General features: G+C 64.2%; 15 protein-coding genes and 1 pseudogene. 7 read left to right on the plus strand and 9 right to left on the minus strand.

The features are described from left to right. Positions 1–3: 3 nt before the first annotated feature. The gene (locus ACFYRX_RS00590; protein WP_389095278.1) at positions 4–1488 is read right to left on the minus strand and encodes a DUF262 domain-containing protein; all 1485 of its coding nucleotides are present in this window, start codon (positions 1486–1488) and stop codon (positions 4–6) included. Positions 1489–2230: 742 nt separating this feature from the next. On the opposite strand from ACFYRX_RS00590, the gene ACFYRX_RS00595 reads away from it, so the two are divergent. Beyond that, positions 2231–3334, plus strand: a complete 1104-nt coding sequence (locus ACFYRX_RS00595) for a hypothetical protein (RefSeq protein ID WP_389095280.1) — start codon at positions 2231–2233, stop codon at positions 3332–3334. 133 nt (positions 3335–3467) lie between these two features. Next, positions 3468–3785, plus strand: a complete 318-nt coding sequence (locus tag ACFYRX_RS00600) for a hypothetical protein (RefSeq protein ID WP_389095282.1) — start codon at positions 3468–3470, stop codon at positions 3783–3785. A gap of 728 nt (positions 3786–4513) precedes the next feature. Here the strand turns inward: ACFYRX_RS00600 and ACFYRX_RS00605 are convergent. The 5 genes from ACFYRX_RS00605 to ACFYRX_RS00625 form a co-directional block, all read right to left on the minus strand. After that, positions 4514–5284 carry a hypothetical protein gene (locus tag ACFYRX_RS00605; protein ID WP_389095284.1) on the minus strand — a complete coding sequence of 257 codons (771 nt, stop codon included), beginning with the start codon at positions 5282–5284 and terminating at the stop codon, positions 4514–4516. A 351-nt stretch (positions 5285–5635) separates the two neighbouring features. Beyond that, positions 5636–6067 (minus strand): hypothetical protein, encoded by a 432-nt coding sequence (locus tag ACFYRX_RS00610; protein ID WP_389095286.1) that lies wholly within the window; start codon positions 6065–6067, stop codon positions 5636–5638. A gap of 1106 nt (positions 6068–7173) precedes the next feature. Next, entirely contained in the window at positions 7174–7494 is a 321-nt protein-coding gene (locus ACFYRX_RS00615) for a hypothetical protein (RefSeq protein ID WP_389095288.1), read from the minus strand. A gap of 4 nt (positions 7495–7498) precedes the next feature. Continuing rightward, the gene (locus tag ACFYRX_RS00620) at positions 7499–7819 is read right to left on the minus strand and encodes a hypothetical protein (RefSeq protein WP_389095290.1); all 321 of its coding nucleotides are present in this window, start codon (positions 7817–7819) and stop codon (positions 7499–7501) included. Then, complete coding sequence (locus ACFYRX_RS00625; RefSeq protein WP_389095292.1) at positions 7809–8369, minus strand: bifunctional DNA primase/polymerase; 561 nt, start codon at positions 8367–8369, stop codon at positions 7809–7811. Before ACFYRX_RS00625 ends, ACFYRX_RS00620 begins: the two co-directional genes overlap by 11 nt. A 404-nt stretch (positions 8370–8773) precedes the next feature. Between ACFYRX_RS00625 and ACFYRX_RS00630 the strand changes: the two genes are divergently transcribed. Then, positions 8774–10021 (plus strand): hypothetical protein, encoded by a 1248-nt coding sequence (locus tag ACFYRX_RS00630; RefSeq protein WP_389095294.1) that lies wholly within the window; start codon positions 8774–8776, stop codon positions 10019–10021. Positions 10022–10041: 20 nt separating this feature from the next. Here ACFYRX_RS00630 and ACFYRX_RS00635 read toward each other — a convergent pair whose 3' ends face one another. Together ACFYRX_RS00635 and ACFYRX_RS00640 are read right to left on the minus strand one after the other, a co-directional pair. Further along, entirely contained in the window at positions 10042–10968 is a 927-nt protein-coding gene (locus ACFYRX_RS00635) for a phosphotransferase (RefSeq protein ID WP_389095296.1), read from the minus strand. A gap of 328 nt (positions 10969–11296) precedes the next feature. Beyond that, positions 11297–11719, minus strand: a complete 423-nt coding sequence (locus tag ACFYRX_RS00640) for a hypothetical protein (RefSeq protein ID WP_389095298.1) — start codon at positions 11717–11719, stop codon at positions 11297–11299. Positions 11720–12049: 330 nt separating this feature from the next. Between ACFYRX_RS00640 and ACFYRX_RS00645 the strand changes: the two genes are divergently transcribed. The 4 genes and pseudogenes from ACFYRX_RS00645 (at position 12050) to ACFYRX_RS00660 (ending at position 14313) form a co-directional block, all read left to right on the plus strand. Next, complete coding sequence (locus ACFYRX_RS00645) at positions 12050–12268, plus strand: hypothetical protein (RefSeq protein ID WP_389095300.1); 219 nt, start codon at positions 12050–12052, stop codon at positions 12266–12268. A gap of 130 nt (positions 12269–12398) precedes the next feature. Beyond that, positions 12399–12482: pseudogene (locus ACFYRX_RS00650) on the plus strand (RNA-binding protein); the annotation flags it as partial. Positions 12483–12625: 143 nt separating this feature from the next. After that, the gene (locus tag ACFYRX_RS00655) at positions 12626–13699 is read left to right on the plus strand and encodes an acyltransferase family protein (protein ID WP_389095302.1); all 1074 of its coding nucleotides are present in this window, start codon (positions 12626–12628) and stop codon (positions 13697–13699) included. 113 nt (positions 13700–13812) lie between these two features. Then, positions 13813–14313 (plus strand): peptidylprolyl isomerase, encoded by a 501-nt coding sequence (locus ACFYRX_RS00660; protein ID WP_389095304.1) that lies wholly within the window; start codon positions 13813–13815, stop codon positions 14311–14313. A 72-nt stretch (positions 14314–14385) separates the two neighbouring features. Here ACFYRX_RS00660 and ACFYRX_RS00665 read toward each other — a convergent pair whose 3' ends face one another. Beyond that, a complete protein-coding gene (locus ACFYRX_RS00665; protein ID WP_389095306.1) occupies positions 14386–15432 on the minus strand; it encodes a Ku protein in 1047 nt (348 codons plus the stop codon). Positions 15433–15457: the final 25 nt, after the last annotated feature.

A 15457-nucleotide genomic window follows, 5' to 3' on the forward strand; every position in this document is an offset into this window, starting at 1 on the left:
AAGTCAGAATGAGAGGTTTTCGAGATCTTCGACGATAGCTTGGAGCAAGGCGGCCTGTACAAACTGAAACCGCTCAGGAGCGAGCGTGTGGGGTGACGTATCCCCGGATGCGTACTTAGCGAATGCAGCGCCGATCTTGACTCTCTTCTTTGCTACATCGCCAGCTTTACCATGATCTACATCATGCTGGAGACCTGTCCGAAGAAGGTTAACGTCCTCAAACGACGAGGGGATCTGCTCTAGGCGCTGTCCAGGGCCTTCCCGTAGCGTGAAGTACAAGTCACCGATCATCTTCGAGTAGCCTTCGAAGTTCTCTACTGGCTCACGAATTACTGAAAGTGCCGTCACTGTCCTATTGGTTAGCTTAATAAAGTCCTTCCCTGTCTTCGCTGAATGCTCCTCATTCCTGAGTGATACCAGAGATGCGACACGCTGCCCGAGCCGATCGATCTCTTCCCGAAGCCCTGAAACACCCTCTTGAGTGCCAAAGACATCAATCCATGACGGGTCGGATAGCAGCAGCTTACGCATCAGGATTTCGTGACGGATGCGCGGACCGGCTTTCACATTCGCAGACAATGTACGCTGATAATCCAAGTAAGAGCCATCCGTAGCGCGAGTCCCTAGCTCGTTTTGATGAGCTAGCTCCGCACCAAACTTTTCGACGAATCCTCTGAAGCGTTCCTCCGTGCCATCAGCGCGTCCCGTATCGACAATATTCGCGGCTAGCGTGATGAGGGACTGAATAGTGCTCCGATTCCGCAGGAAGGTGCTTTTCCCCGCAAACACGCGGTCCAAGTAGTCAAGTGTTCCGGTCAGGCGAGCCGCGATCTGTGAATTCTCAGAAAACGCAACGTGGGACTCGGCAAACTCTTTCAAGTCCTCATAACGCAGCCGCATTCCGAAGCCCTCGGATTCGAGCGCCAGCGTCTTCACTGCAATATCGAAGTAGGCTTTCCGAGAATTACTAGCAGCCACTTTCTCCTTGAAGAAATTGTGAGCGGCAAGCTGTCGCGCAAACCTGGTCAGACTACTGTTGATGGAATTCAACTTCTCTGCGGAGGTCAGCATCATTCCTTGCTGCAGGCGCTGAAAGAAGCCCTGGATTTCATCGTCCGTCGCATCAGTGATTTCGTCATACTGAATCTCGAAATCGTCGAAACTGTCGGTCACGGTGTAAGGAAGCTCGGAATATGTATGGCCGCCAAATTTCTGGGCGGTCTCCTCCGAGAGACGGAGTTTGTTTTCAAAAAACTCCCAGATTGCGGAGAGTCGCTGCTGACCATCGACAACGTCGAACTCGTCGGGATCACTCGCAGTTTTGGCAAAATAGAATTTAGGAAGCTTCCACCCGTTAAGGATGGAGTCGATGAGCAACTGCTTTCGCTCTGGCGACCAAACCTCGTCCCGCTGCCAATCCGGGATGTCATACCGGCCTCGGCGCTTGAAGATTTTGTCAAGCGCGATGCTGCGCGGTTCCATCTTCATGTGCTTCTCCAAGACGTTGCCACCAGGCATGGATCTTGAAGACACGGTAGCGTCTGAGCGCACTGTCTGAGCGCGAAATTGCTTATCTTGACGATCCTCGTGCCGTGTCCCAAGAAGATCACAGCCGATCAGCTACGGCCGACCGGCCTACGGGACCCCGAATGACCACCTGGCAGAGGATTCGGGACGACGAGACTGTGCCAGAACCACGGGGAATGGCGGGGACCAAGTCGTTGGCCAGGCGCTTGCCGTATCAGTTCCGCCGCAGGTCAACGCAGCAACTGCCGCCAGAAGACGCAAGCTTCCCAAGCTGAGGGCTCAAGACTGTTGTCACGGGCCGGCCGTCGTGGCTTGCTCTGGTGGACGGCATGGCAGCGTGGCTGAGGCCTGTGGGGGTGCAGTGGAGCACACGCGTGCGTGATCGGTCGGCGGGCCCACCGTCGTGGCTGGCTGTCTTCGGCTGAGGTTGAGGCGGGGCGTATCGAAGGTGCCCTCAGTCGAGCGGGGCAAAGTCGGGCCGTCCCTGGGCCGTCCGAAGGAGTTGTCACTTGTATTGGGGCTCCATCGGCTTGGGTCATAGCGGGGCCGACGTAGAACCGTGGCCGCTGATGGTGCATCAAGGCGGCAGCAAGTCCCGTGCCCCCTGCACAGGTTGAGCGGACTCAAAGACGTGGCTGACTGTCAGTGACTCGGCGTAACATACGGGGTCATCTGTGCGGATGATCTCAAGAGTGGACGAACGATGTCGGACCTGACGGCCAAGCTGGGCCCTGAACAACTGATGCTCATGCAGACCATGGCCGGGCCGTTCTTGAAGGATGGGCGCTGGCCAGTCTGGCACCACGTGGTAGCGGAGATGGATCGTAAGGGCCTGGATGCCGAGAAGCTACTTAAGTCGCTTCCCGTTGTGGGCTCGACTGCCATTGGCGGCCGGTCATACGGACTGGCGTGGTACGACCGCAATACCATCGCGGATGACAGTCGCCCCACGCTCACCGTGGCGGCTGGCCTGCACTTGAAGCAGCTAGAGGATGTCTTCGGCGCCTGGCTCACTCCCGTGGTGCACTACCTCATCAAGCGTCAGCTTGAAGCTCCGTCGTCACCAAACCAGGTACAGAGGAACTTCGTGGAGGCGTCTGAGATCGCCGAGAGGTTTCCCACCATGAGCAAGGAATATCTGACCGTTTTGCCTGAGATCTTCCGGCATGAGCCCCCGCTAGCCCGTGGGGGCCAGGGCTACTACAGCGCGCCTAATGGCCGCCAAACATGGCGGTATGAACTTCACCGGGAGCTGCTCAAACTCAAGGGGATCACCAGTCTGACCGACTATGTGAGCCGGGTTGTTGAGCTAGTCGAGGAGGATGAACGGGCTCTCGAAGCCATCTTGGCGGGCATCCAGCGTAACCAATCGACCGAGGTCCCGCCCGCTATTGCGCCAGTCGTCGACCCGCCGCCGCAGTACGTCAATGAGGACCTCATTAGAGAGCTTGAGGATAAGCAGGGACAGACCCGGCTGAGTCCAGACAAGCTCTTGCAGCTCATGCGCGAACTAAACGCCTGTTTCCGGGACGGGCATGCCTACGCCTGTCATGCTCTGGTGCGCGCCATCATCGACCATGTGCCGCCGATTCTCGGGCAGAAGTCCTTCCAGACGGCGGCCAGCAACCACGCCTGGCCAACCGAGGCAGACCGGAAGTACGCCAAAAAGCTGTTGGAATTCAAGAACCAGGCGGACGACGTGATGCACCGGCAGATCCGGACCAGCCGGGGGGTTATCACGATGCATGATGTCCCCCTGCCCTCGTACATCAACGCGCTATTGCGTGTGTGCATCGACCAGCTCTAGCGATCTGGATGTTGCGGTGCGACCAGAACCGGCCCCTCGCTCCGTTGGTCGCCTTGCTGCTGCGACGTGCGCTCGCACGATCACTCGACTGAAAGCCGTCTCACCAACGAGCCGTTGCGCCTAGTCTCGGCGTGTGGAGCAGGATGAGGACATCTGGAGCAAGCTGATCTTTGTGTCGATCGTCTGCACAGATCGCGGCCAGCATCGTCGTACTCGGTTGACCACGGCGAGAATGCGCCGGAGCGAGCGAGGTATGAACTGGCCGCTGGAGCGCTTCGCGCCTCCCATGCCGGACGCCAAACCGCAGTCGTTCATTTGCCGTGAGGCGTACACGTTCGTTTGCCCCCGTTGCACCCGCACGCCGCAGGTCAAGGCCGACAAGTGGTGGATGCTTCTGGAGGCTGTAGTCATGGGCCACCAGAGAGAGTTCGACATCTCGCTGCTACCCTGACCACGTCACACAACGTTGTGACCCCTGTGCGAGGACGGGGTGACATTCCAGTCGGTTGCTCATTGGCCGGCGTTCGTTACAGCCTGCTCATCCGGTGGGTAGCTTCGAGCTGCCCACGGAGAGTAAGTGCACGGGTTCGCCTACGACTTGGTCGTCAATCTCACCAGCGCTTGTGTAACAGGCGCTCTTCTCGCTACTGGCAAACGTGCGTTAACCATCTGGCGCAGTCGACGTCAACCGGATGCAGGGCACCGCGAAGAAGACGCGGACTCGTGACGCCCCGCTGAGCGCGTGCCGCGAGAGTCCAGGGGGCTGCTGGGCCTGCCGAGCCGTCTGCGTTTTCGTCTCCTCCAACCCCGTTCACTGGCATTCAGGCGTGACCTGGGGCCGGTCACGCACCACGGACAGAAGGTTTCTGACATCCACTGCTGACATCAACGCCGCCGGACGGGGACGTACACCAGCGTCACTGTCCGGCCGTCGCACCAGTCGCCGACGGCATCTGGAGCGGAACTGGATCGAACTCCTAAAGCGGGTGTCGCAGGGCAGCAGTTCCAACGGCAGTGACGGCAGTGCAGCGCTGACGACAACGACGGCGGACGGTAAGGGCACTCAGCAGCTCAGCATGGCGTTGGCGTAGGTCGTTCAGGCGGCGTTACCAAGGCACGCCCGCATCTTCTAAGCTCATGTTCACTTATTGAGTCACGACTGGGAATCCGGCGCCATGCTCATGGAGTTGCGGAATCAAGCGTGCGCCGCGCCGCGGCCGTGAACCACCCGCGGATTCCCTCGCGGGCTTCCTGATTGCTCTTCAGCTCAGTGAGGATCGCAGTCGCTTGGTCAAGGAAGACTGCGAAATCATCGCTGCCCTCGTGCGCCTGAGCGATCGCAGCGTTGGCGAGTTCCTCGGCCCGATCGAAGGCCTCAAACATCGCGTCCGCTCCAGGAGGCACTCGAACGTCCTCGATTGCCTCCGCCGCAAGCTCTTGCATCTGCCTTACCGCCTGCTCCATGGCCTCAACAGCGGATGCCATCGCGGGTGCTGTCGCGTTGGTGATGCGTTCGGCTGCCGGCTGCTGCGCCTCTGCGACTTCCATGAGTTTGGTGGCTAGGTCCACGTCGCGCCGAATGCTGATGGCAAGCTCTTCCGCTGCCCGAGCCACCTCGGCTGGCCCCAGGATGTCGATCCGCCTCGCACGCTCTGCCATGCGGCCAGTAGCTTCCTTCAGAGGGTTGATTCCCGGCGGGTCGGAGTTCCCCGGCAAACCGACGGAGTCAACGATGCGAAGGCACTCGTCCCAGGCTGCCAGAAAACCTTCGTACGCCTGCAGCCGCTGTTGACGAAGCCAGTGAGCGTGATCGACGTTGGCTTGATCGCGAACTTGCTGCAAGGTGACTTCCGCACTGATCAACGCTCCTTTCTTCGCGGCACGCGCACCAACGATTGTGCCTGCTAGTCCGAACACCGCAGCCACAAGGGCGAGGACGAGTTCCTTCATGACCAGACATCATCGCGGCAGCGACCGTCAGGCAGAATGGTGCGGCTCATAGCCTGGTGCGATAGCGCAACAGGCCCCCTCATACCGGGGCCGGAACCCGGCCGTCTGTGGGCCGTCCGAGGGCAGCCACCAACGACAGATGACGACAGTCGGCAACAGTCCTTCCCCTGCTCAGAGAGGGGAGTGTCGATGCCGCCGCGGGTACTCATCAGTGAAGGCGAATTGAGGAACAACGTAGGGGTGGAGCAGATCTGGGCGCTGTGTGGCTGACAGGGCGTACCCGCCTACGGAGCACAGAGCTGCGGCTGGCGGGCAGTGGCCACTGCCTCGGGATGGAGGTCCGTCACACGGCTACACCTTGCAGAAGCCGAGGCCCTTCAATGCGGCGTTGATTTGCTTGGCCTGCACTTCGGTCGTCGTGACGTCCTTGTACGAGAAACGCTGCGAAGCGACGTAGTCCAGGTTGCTGCCCCCACCATTGATTGCCGAGCACTGGTTGCGCGCGGCATCGATCGCCTTGTCCTCGTACTTCACAACGTCAGGGTTGGCCGCGGCGAGCGCCCGGAGGAGTGCGGCGCGGTCGGCGCCGGTGGGCTCCTTCGGGATGCCAGCGTCCGCCAGCGCGTCGTCCTTCTGCTCCTCGGTCAGCTCCTTCACTGACTCCTTCGCCGTGGCGGACTTCGAGGGCTTCGAGGTCGTCTTGTCGTTGCTTGCTGGGCTGGAGCACGCGGCGAGCGCGCAGGCGAGCGCGGCGACGGTGACGGCGATGGTGCGGATGCGCATAGTCCCCCCTGGACACGGTGGCTGAGGGGGCATTATCGCGGCAGGTGGGGCGCGGATTGGTGGTTGTGGCTGTTCCGTGACGGTTACTCACCCAGCTTGCAGGAGGAGTAGAGCTTGAGTTCGTAACCCTCCTCACAACAGCGTCAATGAACTATGAAGCTGATGGATTTCTACGCCGGAAGGGGTGGCTTGACGGCGCCTCAAATCCCCCTGAGCTGGGAAAAGGTTGCATGCCGCGGTGGCTGTCGGCGGCCCCGGTATGATTTCAAGCAGAGACCGAACAGCTCCTCTTTCGAGCCGCGTTGGGGGTGCGGCCTCCTGCTCCGGCCTGCAAAGGGCGGGTCGGCGAGGAAGGGAGGTCTCCCCGATGTGTAACCCGTCCGAAGACTCTGAGGATTACTCCGAGGAGCTTGAGGAGCGTTCGGAAGAGTCGGAAGGACCCGACGGCTCAAACGATCGCGGTCGCTGGACGAGCTACCAGAAGTGGTCGCTCGGGATGGCGGCGTCCGGGGTGGTGGTAACCATCATCATCGGTGCGGCGCAGTTCCTCGCCACTCGCTAAGAGCGTGACGAGTCTTCGGTCGGCCGGTTCCGGGATGCAGCGAGCCCGGTCGGTAGGTGCTCGACCGGGCTCGTGAACTGCGTAGGAGGGCCTGGTCTCGGGTGATGGCCGGGGCCGGGCTCTCCGCCGCGTAGACAGAGCGTCTACGCATACACGGAATAGTACACCGGCGCAAATCTCCGGCCAGGCCGTGGATGGCTCCACGGCAGTAAATCCGCAGCTCCGAGCCCTATGCGACCGTGACACTCAGCTTCACCGATTGCCCACGGATGACTATTCAGCCGAAGGCCGTACGGCTGCTTTCATCTTGCTCTCGACGTCGAACCAGACCGCGCCCTCGGCCTTCGCGTGTTCACCCACAGCCATCTGGACAGCCTGAGCGGCGTCCCGCCAGCCCTCCCCTGCCTTGTCGTATGTGGCGGTCTGCTCGTCGGTCTAGCCGCCCCCCTTGGCTGGGGCTGAGGGCCCTGCCGTTCGTCCGGGCTGCGGCGCTGGGGCGCCGGTCCCGGCCGAGCGGCAGGGCAGCTGACCGCCGAGGAGCAGTTCAAGCCGCAGTTGCTTCCCGCGGAGGGAGCAGAGGGTTGTCCGTCACCGCCTCACGCGATTCCGCAGCCAATCCGGCCGTTATCAGTGCCGCCAGCAGCTCGGCCGCTTCAGGCCGAACGGTCCCGAGGTCCACCAACCCGTCACCGAAGACGTTCACGTCGGCCACCAGGCCGGGAAAGTCGGAGTCCAGCCCGAGTAACACGAGCTGATCAGCCAGAGCGCCGGCGCTTCGTCGTGCGCGGTTCCAGCCGCGTACGTAGGGCACGCCGGGCGACAGGTTCTCCGCTCGCTTGGCTACCACTCCGCGCCGGTCGGTCATGGCGTCAGGCCCTTCCCTTGTGTTCTTCGGTGATGGTTGGTTCGTGATCGTCGTCGTTACGGTCTCGCCCGAAGCCGCTTGCCAGTGCCAGACGCAGGAGCTCTGCGAGACGCTCAGCCGTGTCAGGGGACACTCGGCCCAGTTCGACGAGGCCGTGCCCGAAGGCGTTCAAGTCCGCGCGCAGGTAGGGGAAGTCCTTCTCCAGGCCAGCGCGCACCAGGACGTCCCGCAGGGCGGTGGTCGCGTTTCGGGCCGCGTACCAGCCGTCGCTGTCGAGAGGCGACCACGCGGCAGCGTCTCGACCGCCGGTCGGCTCATCCGACATCCGTGTTCGTCTCCTCGGGGAGGGCAGCGACCGCCGCGTAGGGCGTTGGGTACTGCTCGTCGAAGCGGTCGATGCGCGCTAGGAGTTCCACGGAGGCGACCAGCGCGGTTGCGAGGGCCACAGGGCGCAGTGGATTGGCCTCCGGCCTGCGTGTGGGGGCGCGGAGCCACTGATAGCGGTCATCCGACAAAGGGATGGGGCCGGGGACGACAACGGCGCAGCCGCGGCCGAGGTACCGGTACGGCGGCGTCGATGACGTTTCGCGTTCCAGGTAGTGCGTGAAGGTCTCGCGGCTCTCCGAGCCGAGGAAGAACCCGACGCGCTGCGCCTTGCGGTCGACGACTGTCGGTCCGAACGGCATCCCGCTTCGTAGGAGGCGGTCGAACATCTCGGTCCCGAGACGCTGTTCGACGCTCACCACGTCGAAGAGGCGGCCGGTAGACAACAGGCACGGCATCCGAGGGTCGTCCGCCCAGACTTGCCGACACTCCGCAGGGTTGTCCGCCGCTGCGGAGAGCCACTCCATACCCCTTCTGGCCATCCTCTGCACTTCATCTCACCTCGGTCGGATTCAGTTGCGGCCGCAATGCCGCCCTGCGTCCAGACTCAGGGACCATGCCCCGGTCGGGGCAGATGACGAGGGATGACGGGGGATGACGCGTCGCGCATGGACGCGTCATCCCCCGTCACGAGTCAACGACCATGGATCTTCGGTTACTTGCAGCGCGCGGTCAGGAACAGCGCGTACATTCGGTCGAGAGGCCGAAGAGTCGTGCGCCGCAGAAGTCGCATCTACGGACAGGCGGGGAGGGAATGGTCGCGCCTTCGCTGGAGCCGATCAGCGTTCGCTTACGGCAAGCTCGGGTGGGCCGGGGCTGGAGTCAGCCGCGGTTGGTGCGCGAGCTGCGTCATGTTGCGCTCCGCCGAGGCCACCAGCTTCCCTCTGACGCCAGTGTGAAGCGGCGCATCGCCAGTTGGGAGAACGGGCACAGCACGCCGGACGACTTTTACGCTCCGATGCTGTGTGAGGCGTACGACCTCAGTGCCGGCGAGTTGGGGCTGAACCACGAAGGCGAGCGGGACACCGGACTTCTGGACGCCAGCTATCCGGCGAGTCCCGAAGGAGCGATCGATACCGTCGGCCAGCTGTGGCGCGCGGATCTCAACAGGTACGAGCCCCTGTTACAGGCCGAGCCGTCCGAACCAGCGTGGAACGAAGCCTCGCTCCGGTGGCTGGTCGCGCCCGAGCCGGCCGTTCCTCCGCAACGTCGGGACGGAATGCGCGTCGGCTTTGGAGACGTGGCAGCAATCAAGACCACCGCGGACATGTTCGCCGAGTTGGACGACCTTTTCGGTGGCGACCATGCCCGGCACGCAGCAGTCCAGTACCTCAGTACCGAGGTGACACCGCTCCTGCGAGGGCAGTACACAGAGCAAGTCGGACGGGCACTGTTCTCCACCGTGGCGGAGGCAACCCTCCTGGCCGGTTGGATGTCGTACGACGCCTGCCGCCACGGCTTGGCACAGCGGTACTTCCTTCAGGCTCTCCGATTGGCTCAGGACGCGAACGATCGTCGCCTCGCGGGAAGCATCCTGTCCGCGATGAGTCATCAGGCGACGTTCCTCGGTCGCTACACCCAGGCCGCCACGCTCGCCCGCGCGGCGCTCATGGGCATCTCCCCCGTAGCCACTCCGACGCTTCGCGCCCAGTTTCATGCCATGGAGGCCCGCGCGCTTGCCCGGACAGGGGATGTACGGGCCTGTGAAGCCGCCTTGGGCGCAGCCACGAATTCACTGGCGAGCAGGAACAACGACGACGAGCCCGAGTGGATCAGTTACTTCGACGAAGCTGAGCTTGCCGCTGAGGCCGCTCATTGCTTCCGAGACGTCAACAGCGCGCGGAAGGCCGTACTCCACGCCGAGAACGCCATGAGCGGCAGCCACGTGCGGAGCGACTTCTTTGCGACCATGGTTCTGGCCGACGCCCACCTTCGTGCCGGAGACGTCGAGGAAGCCTGCCGCGTGGCGCTCGATGCCCTCGACTTGGGCGAGCAGCTCAAGTCGGCCCGCTGTGTCAGCTACCTGGCCGAGTTCCGGCAGAACCTTGCGGGGGTCGGCACCAGCAAGGACGTACAGCTCTTCACCGATCAGGTCCGAGAGCACAGACTGTGGATCGCGTCGGACGAGCGTGCTGGTGCTTGAGAGCTTCTCTCAGCGCTTGCTCAGAACGGACCCCACTCGTCTCGGCCCTCCCCCGTGCGAAGTGACCGGACCCGCCGGGCAAACTCAGCGGCAGCCCGGTCGTTCCTCGTAACCTGGTGGCCGAGCCAGGCCACCATCATCAGTTCACGCAGGTCCGCAAGGGTCTCGTACCCGGGCCAGTTCATCAGATCGAAGCCGTACCGGTGCACGAACTCCGCGTACTCGGCCTGCGTGTGCCAGCCGTACCGTTCGTAGAACATCGACGTCTGGACCAGGTCCCACTCACGTGGCGCGAGAGCGAAACCGTCCAAGTCGATGAGCACGGCGTGCCCGTCCCGGTGGCGGAGGATGTTCCCGATGCTGGCATCCCCGTGGATCATGCCGAAGGGGAGGACGAAGTCCAGCCGGTCGTAGTCCTTGCCCAGGCTCGCCGCTCGCTCCTCCAGGAACGTCTGGTCCTCCCCTGAGATGCCCTCCAGGCTCTCCAAGGACGCCGCCACCTTGGCCAGTGGGTCGAAATACGGCAGACGCAGAGATTCCGGCTCATCGAGCCAGTGCAAGCGGCGCAGAAGGTCGGCGAGTTCGCCGACGGTCCCATACTCCTCGTGCTCCTGAACGCTCTCCCAGAAGGTGACCACCCGGCCGCCGACGACGAGTGGTTGGGCGACCTCCGCCGGCACACGCATGGCCGGGAAGTCCTGTGTCTCAAGCCACCGGGTCACGTGCACGGCCCGTTCCATCTCCGCCAGCACCGACCGATCGCGCGCGATGCGGACGATCACCGGTAACGACGTCAGGCGGTAGACCGCGTTCGAGCCGAGGCGTAGCAACTCGGCCCCGCGGGGGTCGAGTTCGGCCGTCGCGCACGCCTCTCGAAGGAGCGGCTCCAGGCCCTCCGCCGTGAACTCCGCGCCGCCGTCCGGTTCCCCACTGCTGCCCGAGATCATGCTTCGACCTTACGGGCCGGACCAGCCGCCCGACAGGCTGCCCACGCAATAGGGACGTAATGATCTTGATGATCGAAGAACATGACCGCACCTCCCCCGCAGGTCAGCAGCCCAAGAGCGCAATGGTCTCTGCTGGCCTCCGGAGCCGTGTGCGCAGGTTCGAATCCTGCCGGGGGCACCTTGCATTAGGTGCCCAAAGACCCCGTCAGCAGCGGAAACGCTGAGGCCGGGGTCTTCGCGTATGTGGGGGCGGATGGAGTCCTGAGCGGCCGTCAGCCTCGGGGCTCCGGACGGATCCAGGGGCCGCACCGTGCAGGGGTGCTGTTCGCTAGTCGGCTGTGACACCCCAGTAGCCGATCTGTTCGGGGCGGCCGTCATGGTAGAGCACCGTGCAGTTTCCTTGGGCACGGCCCGGGAAGGCCAGCCAGTAGGAATCGAGGGCGTCGTCCCACTCCTCGTGTGTGGGTCGGCCTTGGGGAGCCCACGCGCGTACTTCAGCGTCGGTCAGCGGCCGCATGAACGGACCGTCGTCGGTATCCGTGGCGTCGATCATGAGGGGGAAGTCCAGCACAGTGCTCGTACCGCCGGTGAAGATGTACTCCTGCCATTTCGGATCGCGCCACAGTTCTTCGATGGATCGACCCGCGAAGCCGTGGTCGTCCCGCGCCAGGGTCGCTTCCTGAACCTGCCGGAATGCGACCGTCAGGTCCTGCTGGTACGGGCCCGTGTGACGCCACTCGTCGCCGCCCATCGTCGTCCCCTCCTCATCCCCATCTGAACTGCTCGAACGTAACAGCGCACAGCTCTTCGATCTTGCGGTTGCCGGTCTTCTGCCGAACGTCGATGCACTTCGCGTAGCGGTCAGGAGGACCTCAACGCGCTGTCGCCCGCGCGTTCGGCGGCCTCACTTGCGTCGACTCGAACCGCCCCGTCCAGAGCTTGCCGACGCTCGGACGAGCGGATCGCCGGCTCAGGCCCGGTCGACAGATGCTCTGGTCCGAGCCGGCAAGAGGACGAGGTGCAGGTTCTGTCCGGGGTCATGCCCTTGGCAGAGGGGGCGGTCCCCTGACACGATCAAGCCGTGGTCGACGTGGAGAAGATCGCGAGGTGGGCGAAGACCTTCCTCGACGTGGTGGGTGGACCCGTACTCGGTCTGATGCTGCTGTCCCTCGGCATTCAGACCTACCGCGACGGTGGATCCGTAGGTTGGCCCATTGCGGGATCCGCCCTGCTCCTGATCAATCTGTGGGTGGCCTGGCGACGAGTCGCCCAACTCAGGAAGCCGACGTCAGCGACGTAGCCCACGCGCAGGTAGCCACCCATCCGCTGCCTCCCGCCTAAGGGACGAAGGTCGCAGAACCCAGTGCTCCATGTCCTGCTGCCGGGGGCCGTCACGCGCATACGGCCCTCGTGAGCCATCCGCGGACCGAAAGATGGATCTCGCCCACGTGGTGGACGAAGGGGAGGGCGACGCCAGCGTTGCCGAGTGGCGCGAAAGCCGTGAGCGGTTCTGGAGCGTTTCCGCCTCATCTCGGGGCTTCGCGACTCCGGTTGGTCATTCGCCTGGTCCACATGTGCCGCGGTGCCCTGGCGAGTCCGAGTCCGTTCGCACGTGATTGCGAAGTTTGGGGCGTCCTGGGTTGGTGAGGCGCTCGGGATGCGCGAACCACTTCTCACAGCCGGATCTCAGGAAAGACCCGCAGTCGAGCGTCCGAAGGAGCGGGACGCCTTCTTCGACAACGCCAAGTACCTGGCGATCGTGCTGGTCGCGGTGGGGCATGCGTGGGAGCCGTTGCGGGACGGGAGTCGGGGGGTGTCCGCGCTGTATCTGCTCGTGTACGCCTTTCACATGCCGGCGTTCATCGTCGTGTCCGGGTACTTCTCGCGGAACTTCGACTGGAGTCCCGGGCGGCTGCGGCGGTTGGTGACGGGGCTCGTCGTGCCGTATGTGGTGTTCGAGACGGCGTACACATTCTTCACCCGGTGGACCGACCAGGTGCCGGACCGGCCGGTGAGTCTGCTGGATCCGCTGTATCTGACGTGGTTCCTGGTGGCGTTGTTCGTGTGGCGGCTGACCACGCCGCTGTGGCAGCGGGTGCGTCATCCGGTGCCGATCGCGCTGGCCGTGGCGATGCTCGCGACCCTCACGCCGTCCATCGGGGACGACCTCGACCTCCAGCGCGTCCTGCAGTTCCTGCCGTACTTCGTGCTGGGGCTGTTTCTTCGGCCGGAGCACTTCCGGCTGGTACGGCGGCGTGCGGTGCGGGTGGTGGCGGTGCCGGTGTTCGCCGGTGCGCTCGTGGCGGCCTACTGGGTCGCGCCGCGGATGAGCGGAGCCTGGTTCTACCACCGGGACAGCGCCCAGGAGTTGGGCGGACCCGCCTGGTCGGGTCCGGTGATGACGCTGGTCGCCTTCGGGTGCTCGCTGGTGCTGGTCGGCTGCTTCCTCGCCCTGGTGCCGGGGCGGCGGACCTGGTTCACCGTGCTGGGCGCGGGCACCCTCTACGGCTATCTGCTGCACGGCTTCCTCGTCCAGGGCGCCCGCTTCTGGGGCTGGTACGGGCCCGCGTGGGTCCACGGGCCGTTCGGTGTCGGCGTGGCCGCCCTCGTCGCCGCCACCGTCGTGACCCTGCTGTGTACGCCACCCGTCCGGCGGGCCCTTCGGTGTGTGGTGGAGCCGGAGATGCGGTGGGCGTTCCGGCGGGAGGCGGCTCATGCCGGGCGGGCCTGAACCGCTGCGCCCGTCGTCGCCGGTCCCCCTCGGAGCGACGGCGGCGCTCACCCCTCCGCACAGCCGTGTGACAAGATGCTTCGGCCATTGCCCACCAGAAAGGGACGATTCCCATGTCCAGGGTCGAGCTGACCACCAACTTCGGCCGCATCGTTCTCGAGCTGGCCGACGCCGAGGCACCCAAGACCGTCGAGAACTTCCTGACGTATGTCGGCAACGGGCACTACGACGGCACGATCTTCCACCGGGTGATCGACGGCTTCATGGTCCAGGGCGGTGGCTTCACCCAGCAGATGCAGCAGAAGTCCACCCTGGAGCCGGTCCAGAACGAGGCCGACAACGGGCTGAAGAACGACGAGTACACCGTGGCGATGGCGCGTACCAACGCCCCGCACTCCGCGACCGCCCAGTTCTTCATCAACGTCGGGGACAACGAGTTCCTCAACTACAAGTCCCAGACACCGAACGGCTGGGGCTACGCCGTGTTCGGCAAGGTCGTCGAGGGCAAGGACGTCGTCGACCGGATCAAGGTCGTGCCGACCGGCAGCAGCCGTGGTCACGGTGACGTGCCGGTCGAACCGGTGGTCATCGAGTCCGCGAAGCTCGTCGGCTGACGTCGCCGAGTAGCTGACGGGACCGAGACCGGGACCTGCGGCTGCCGAGCCGTTTCGGGGGCAGTACGCAGGTCATGCGGTCTTCTTGCGGGCGGTCGTCTTCGCGGTCGTCTTTTTCGCCGACGCCGTCTTCTTCGCGGTCGCGGTCTTCGCGGTCGCGGTCTTCTTCGCCGATGCCGCCGTCTTCCTCGTTCCCTGTGACGACTTCGCCGTCGCCTTCTTGGCGGCCGTCGTCCTCTTCGTGGCGGACGTCGACTTCTTTCCGCCCGTCTGCTTCGGTGCGGCCCGCGCCGACTTCCGCTGGGGCAGCTGTCTGACCTCCGCCGGTTCCTCGCCCCGCGACTCTTTGGCGTCCCGCACGCTCTTCTCCAGCGCCGCCATCAGGTCGAGGACCTTGCCGCTGCGGGCCGGTTCGGGACTCTGGGGCGGGGCCTCGCCCGCGGCCTTCGCGGCGACGACCTCCTCCAGGGCCTCGCGGTACTCGTCGTGCAGTTCGTCGAGGTCGATCTCGCCGAGGGTGTCCATCAGGGCGTCGGCCAGGTCGAGTTCCTTGTCGCTGACGGTGACCTTGGTGTCGGGGGCGAGTCCCTCGGGCGCGCGGACCTCGTCCGGCCACAGCAGGCCGTGCAGCGCGATGGCGTCCTCCACCACCCGCAGCATGCCCAGCCGTTCCCGCCCGCGCAGCGCGAACTTGGCGATGGCCACCTTGTTGCTGCGCTTCAGCGCCTCCCTCAGCAGGATGTACGGCTTCGCTGCGGGGACGCCGCCCGCCTGGAGGTAGTACGAGGCGTCCATCTGGAGCGGGTCGATCCGGTCGCCCGGTACGAAGGCGACGATCTCGATGGTCTTCGCCGTCGGAAGCGGCAGGTGGGCCAGGTCCTCGTCGGTGATCGGAATGACGGTGCCGTCCGCGTCCTCGTACGCCTTGCCGATCTCGGCCTGGGTGACCTCGCGGTCCTCCAGTTCGCACACCTTGCGGTAGCGGATGCGGCCGCCGTCCTCGGTGTGGATCTGGCGGAAGGAGATCGAGTGGCTCTCGGTGGCGTTCACCAGCTTGATCGGAATGCTGACCAGGCCGAACGAGATGGCGCCGTTCCATATGGATCGCACGATCAGCACCTTTCATGGCGTTATGAGCAACTTT

The organism is Streptomyces sp. NPDC005374 (genome assembly GCF_042872225.1).
Lineage (GTDB): Bacteria > Actinomycetota > Actinomycetes > Streptomycetales > Streptomycetaceae > Streptomyces.

What these genes read in the sequence shown, in the direction of transcription:
- ACFYRX_RS00590 (WP_389095278.1), bottom strand. Translation starts at nt 1,488, where the DNA reads ATGAAGATGGAACCGCGCAGCATCGCGCTTGACAAAATCTTCAAGCGC.
- ACFYRX_RS00595 (WP_389095280.1), top strand. Translation starts at nt 2,231, where the DNA reads ATGTCGGACCTGACGGCCAAGCTGGGCCCTGAACAACTGATGCTCATG.
- ACFYRX_RS00605 (WP_389095284.1), bottom strand. Translation starts at nt 5,284, where the DNA reads ATGAAGGAACTCGTCCTCGCCCTTGTGGCTGCGGTGTTCGGACTAGCA.
- ACFYRX_RS00610 (WP_389095286.1), bottom strand. Translation starts at nt 6,067, where the DNA reads ATGCGCATCCGCACCATCGCCGTCACCGTCGCCGCGCTCGCCTGCGCG.
- ACFYRX_RS00615 (WP_389095288.1), bottom strand. Translation starts at nt 7,494, where the DNA reads ATGACCGACCGGCGCGGAGTGGTAGCCAAGCGAGCGGAGAACCTGTCG.
- ACFYRX_RS00620 (WP_389095290.1), bottom strand. Translation starts at nt 7,819, where the DNA reads ATGTCGGATGAGCCGACCGGCGGTCGAGACGCTGCCGCGTGGTCGCCT.
- ACFYRX_RS00635 (WP_389095296.1), bottom strand. Translation starts at nt 10,968, where the DNA reads ATGATCTCGGGCAGCAGTGGGGAACCGGACGGCGGCGCGGAGTTCACG.
- ACFYRX_RS00640 (WP_389095298.1), bottom strand. Translation starts at nt 11,719, where the DNA reads ATGGGCGGCGACGAGTGGCGTCACACGGGCCCGTACCAGCAGGACCTG.
- ACFYRX_RS00655 (WP_389095302.1), top strand. Translation starts at nt 12,626, where the DNA reads ATGCGCGAACCACTTCTCACAGCCGGATCTCAGGAAAGACCCGCAGTC.
- ACFYRX_RS00660 (WP_389095304.1), top strand. Translation starts at nt 13,813, where the DNA reads ATGTCCAGGGTCGAGCTGACCACCAACTTCGGCCGCATCGTTCTCGAG.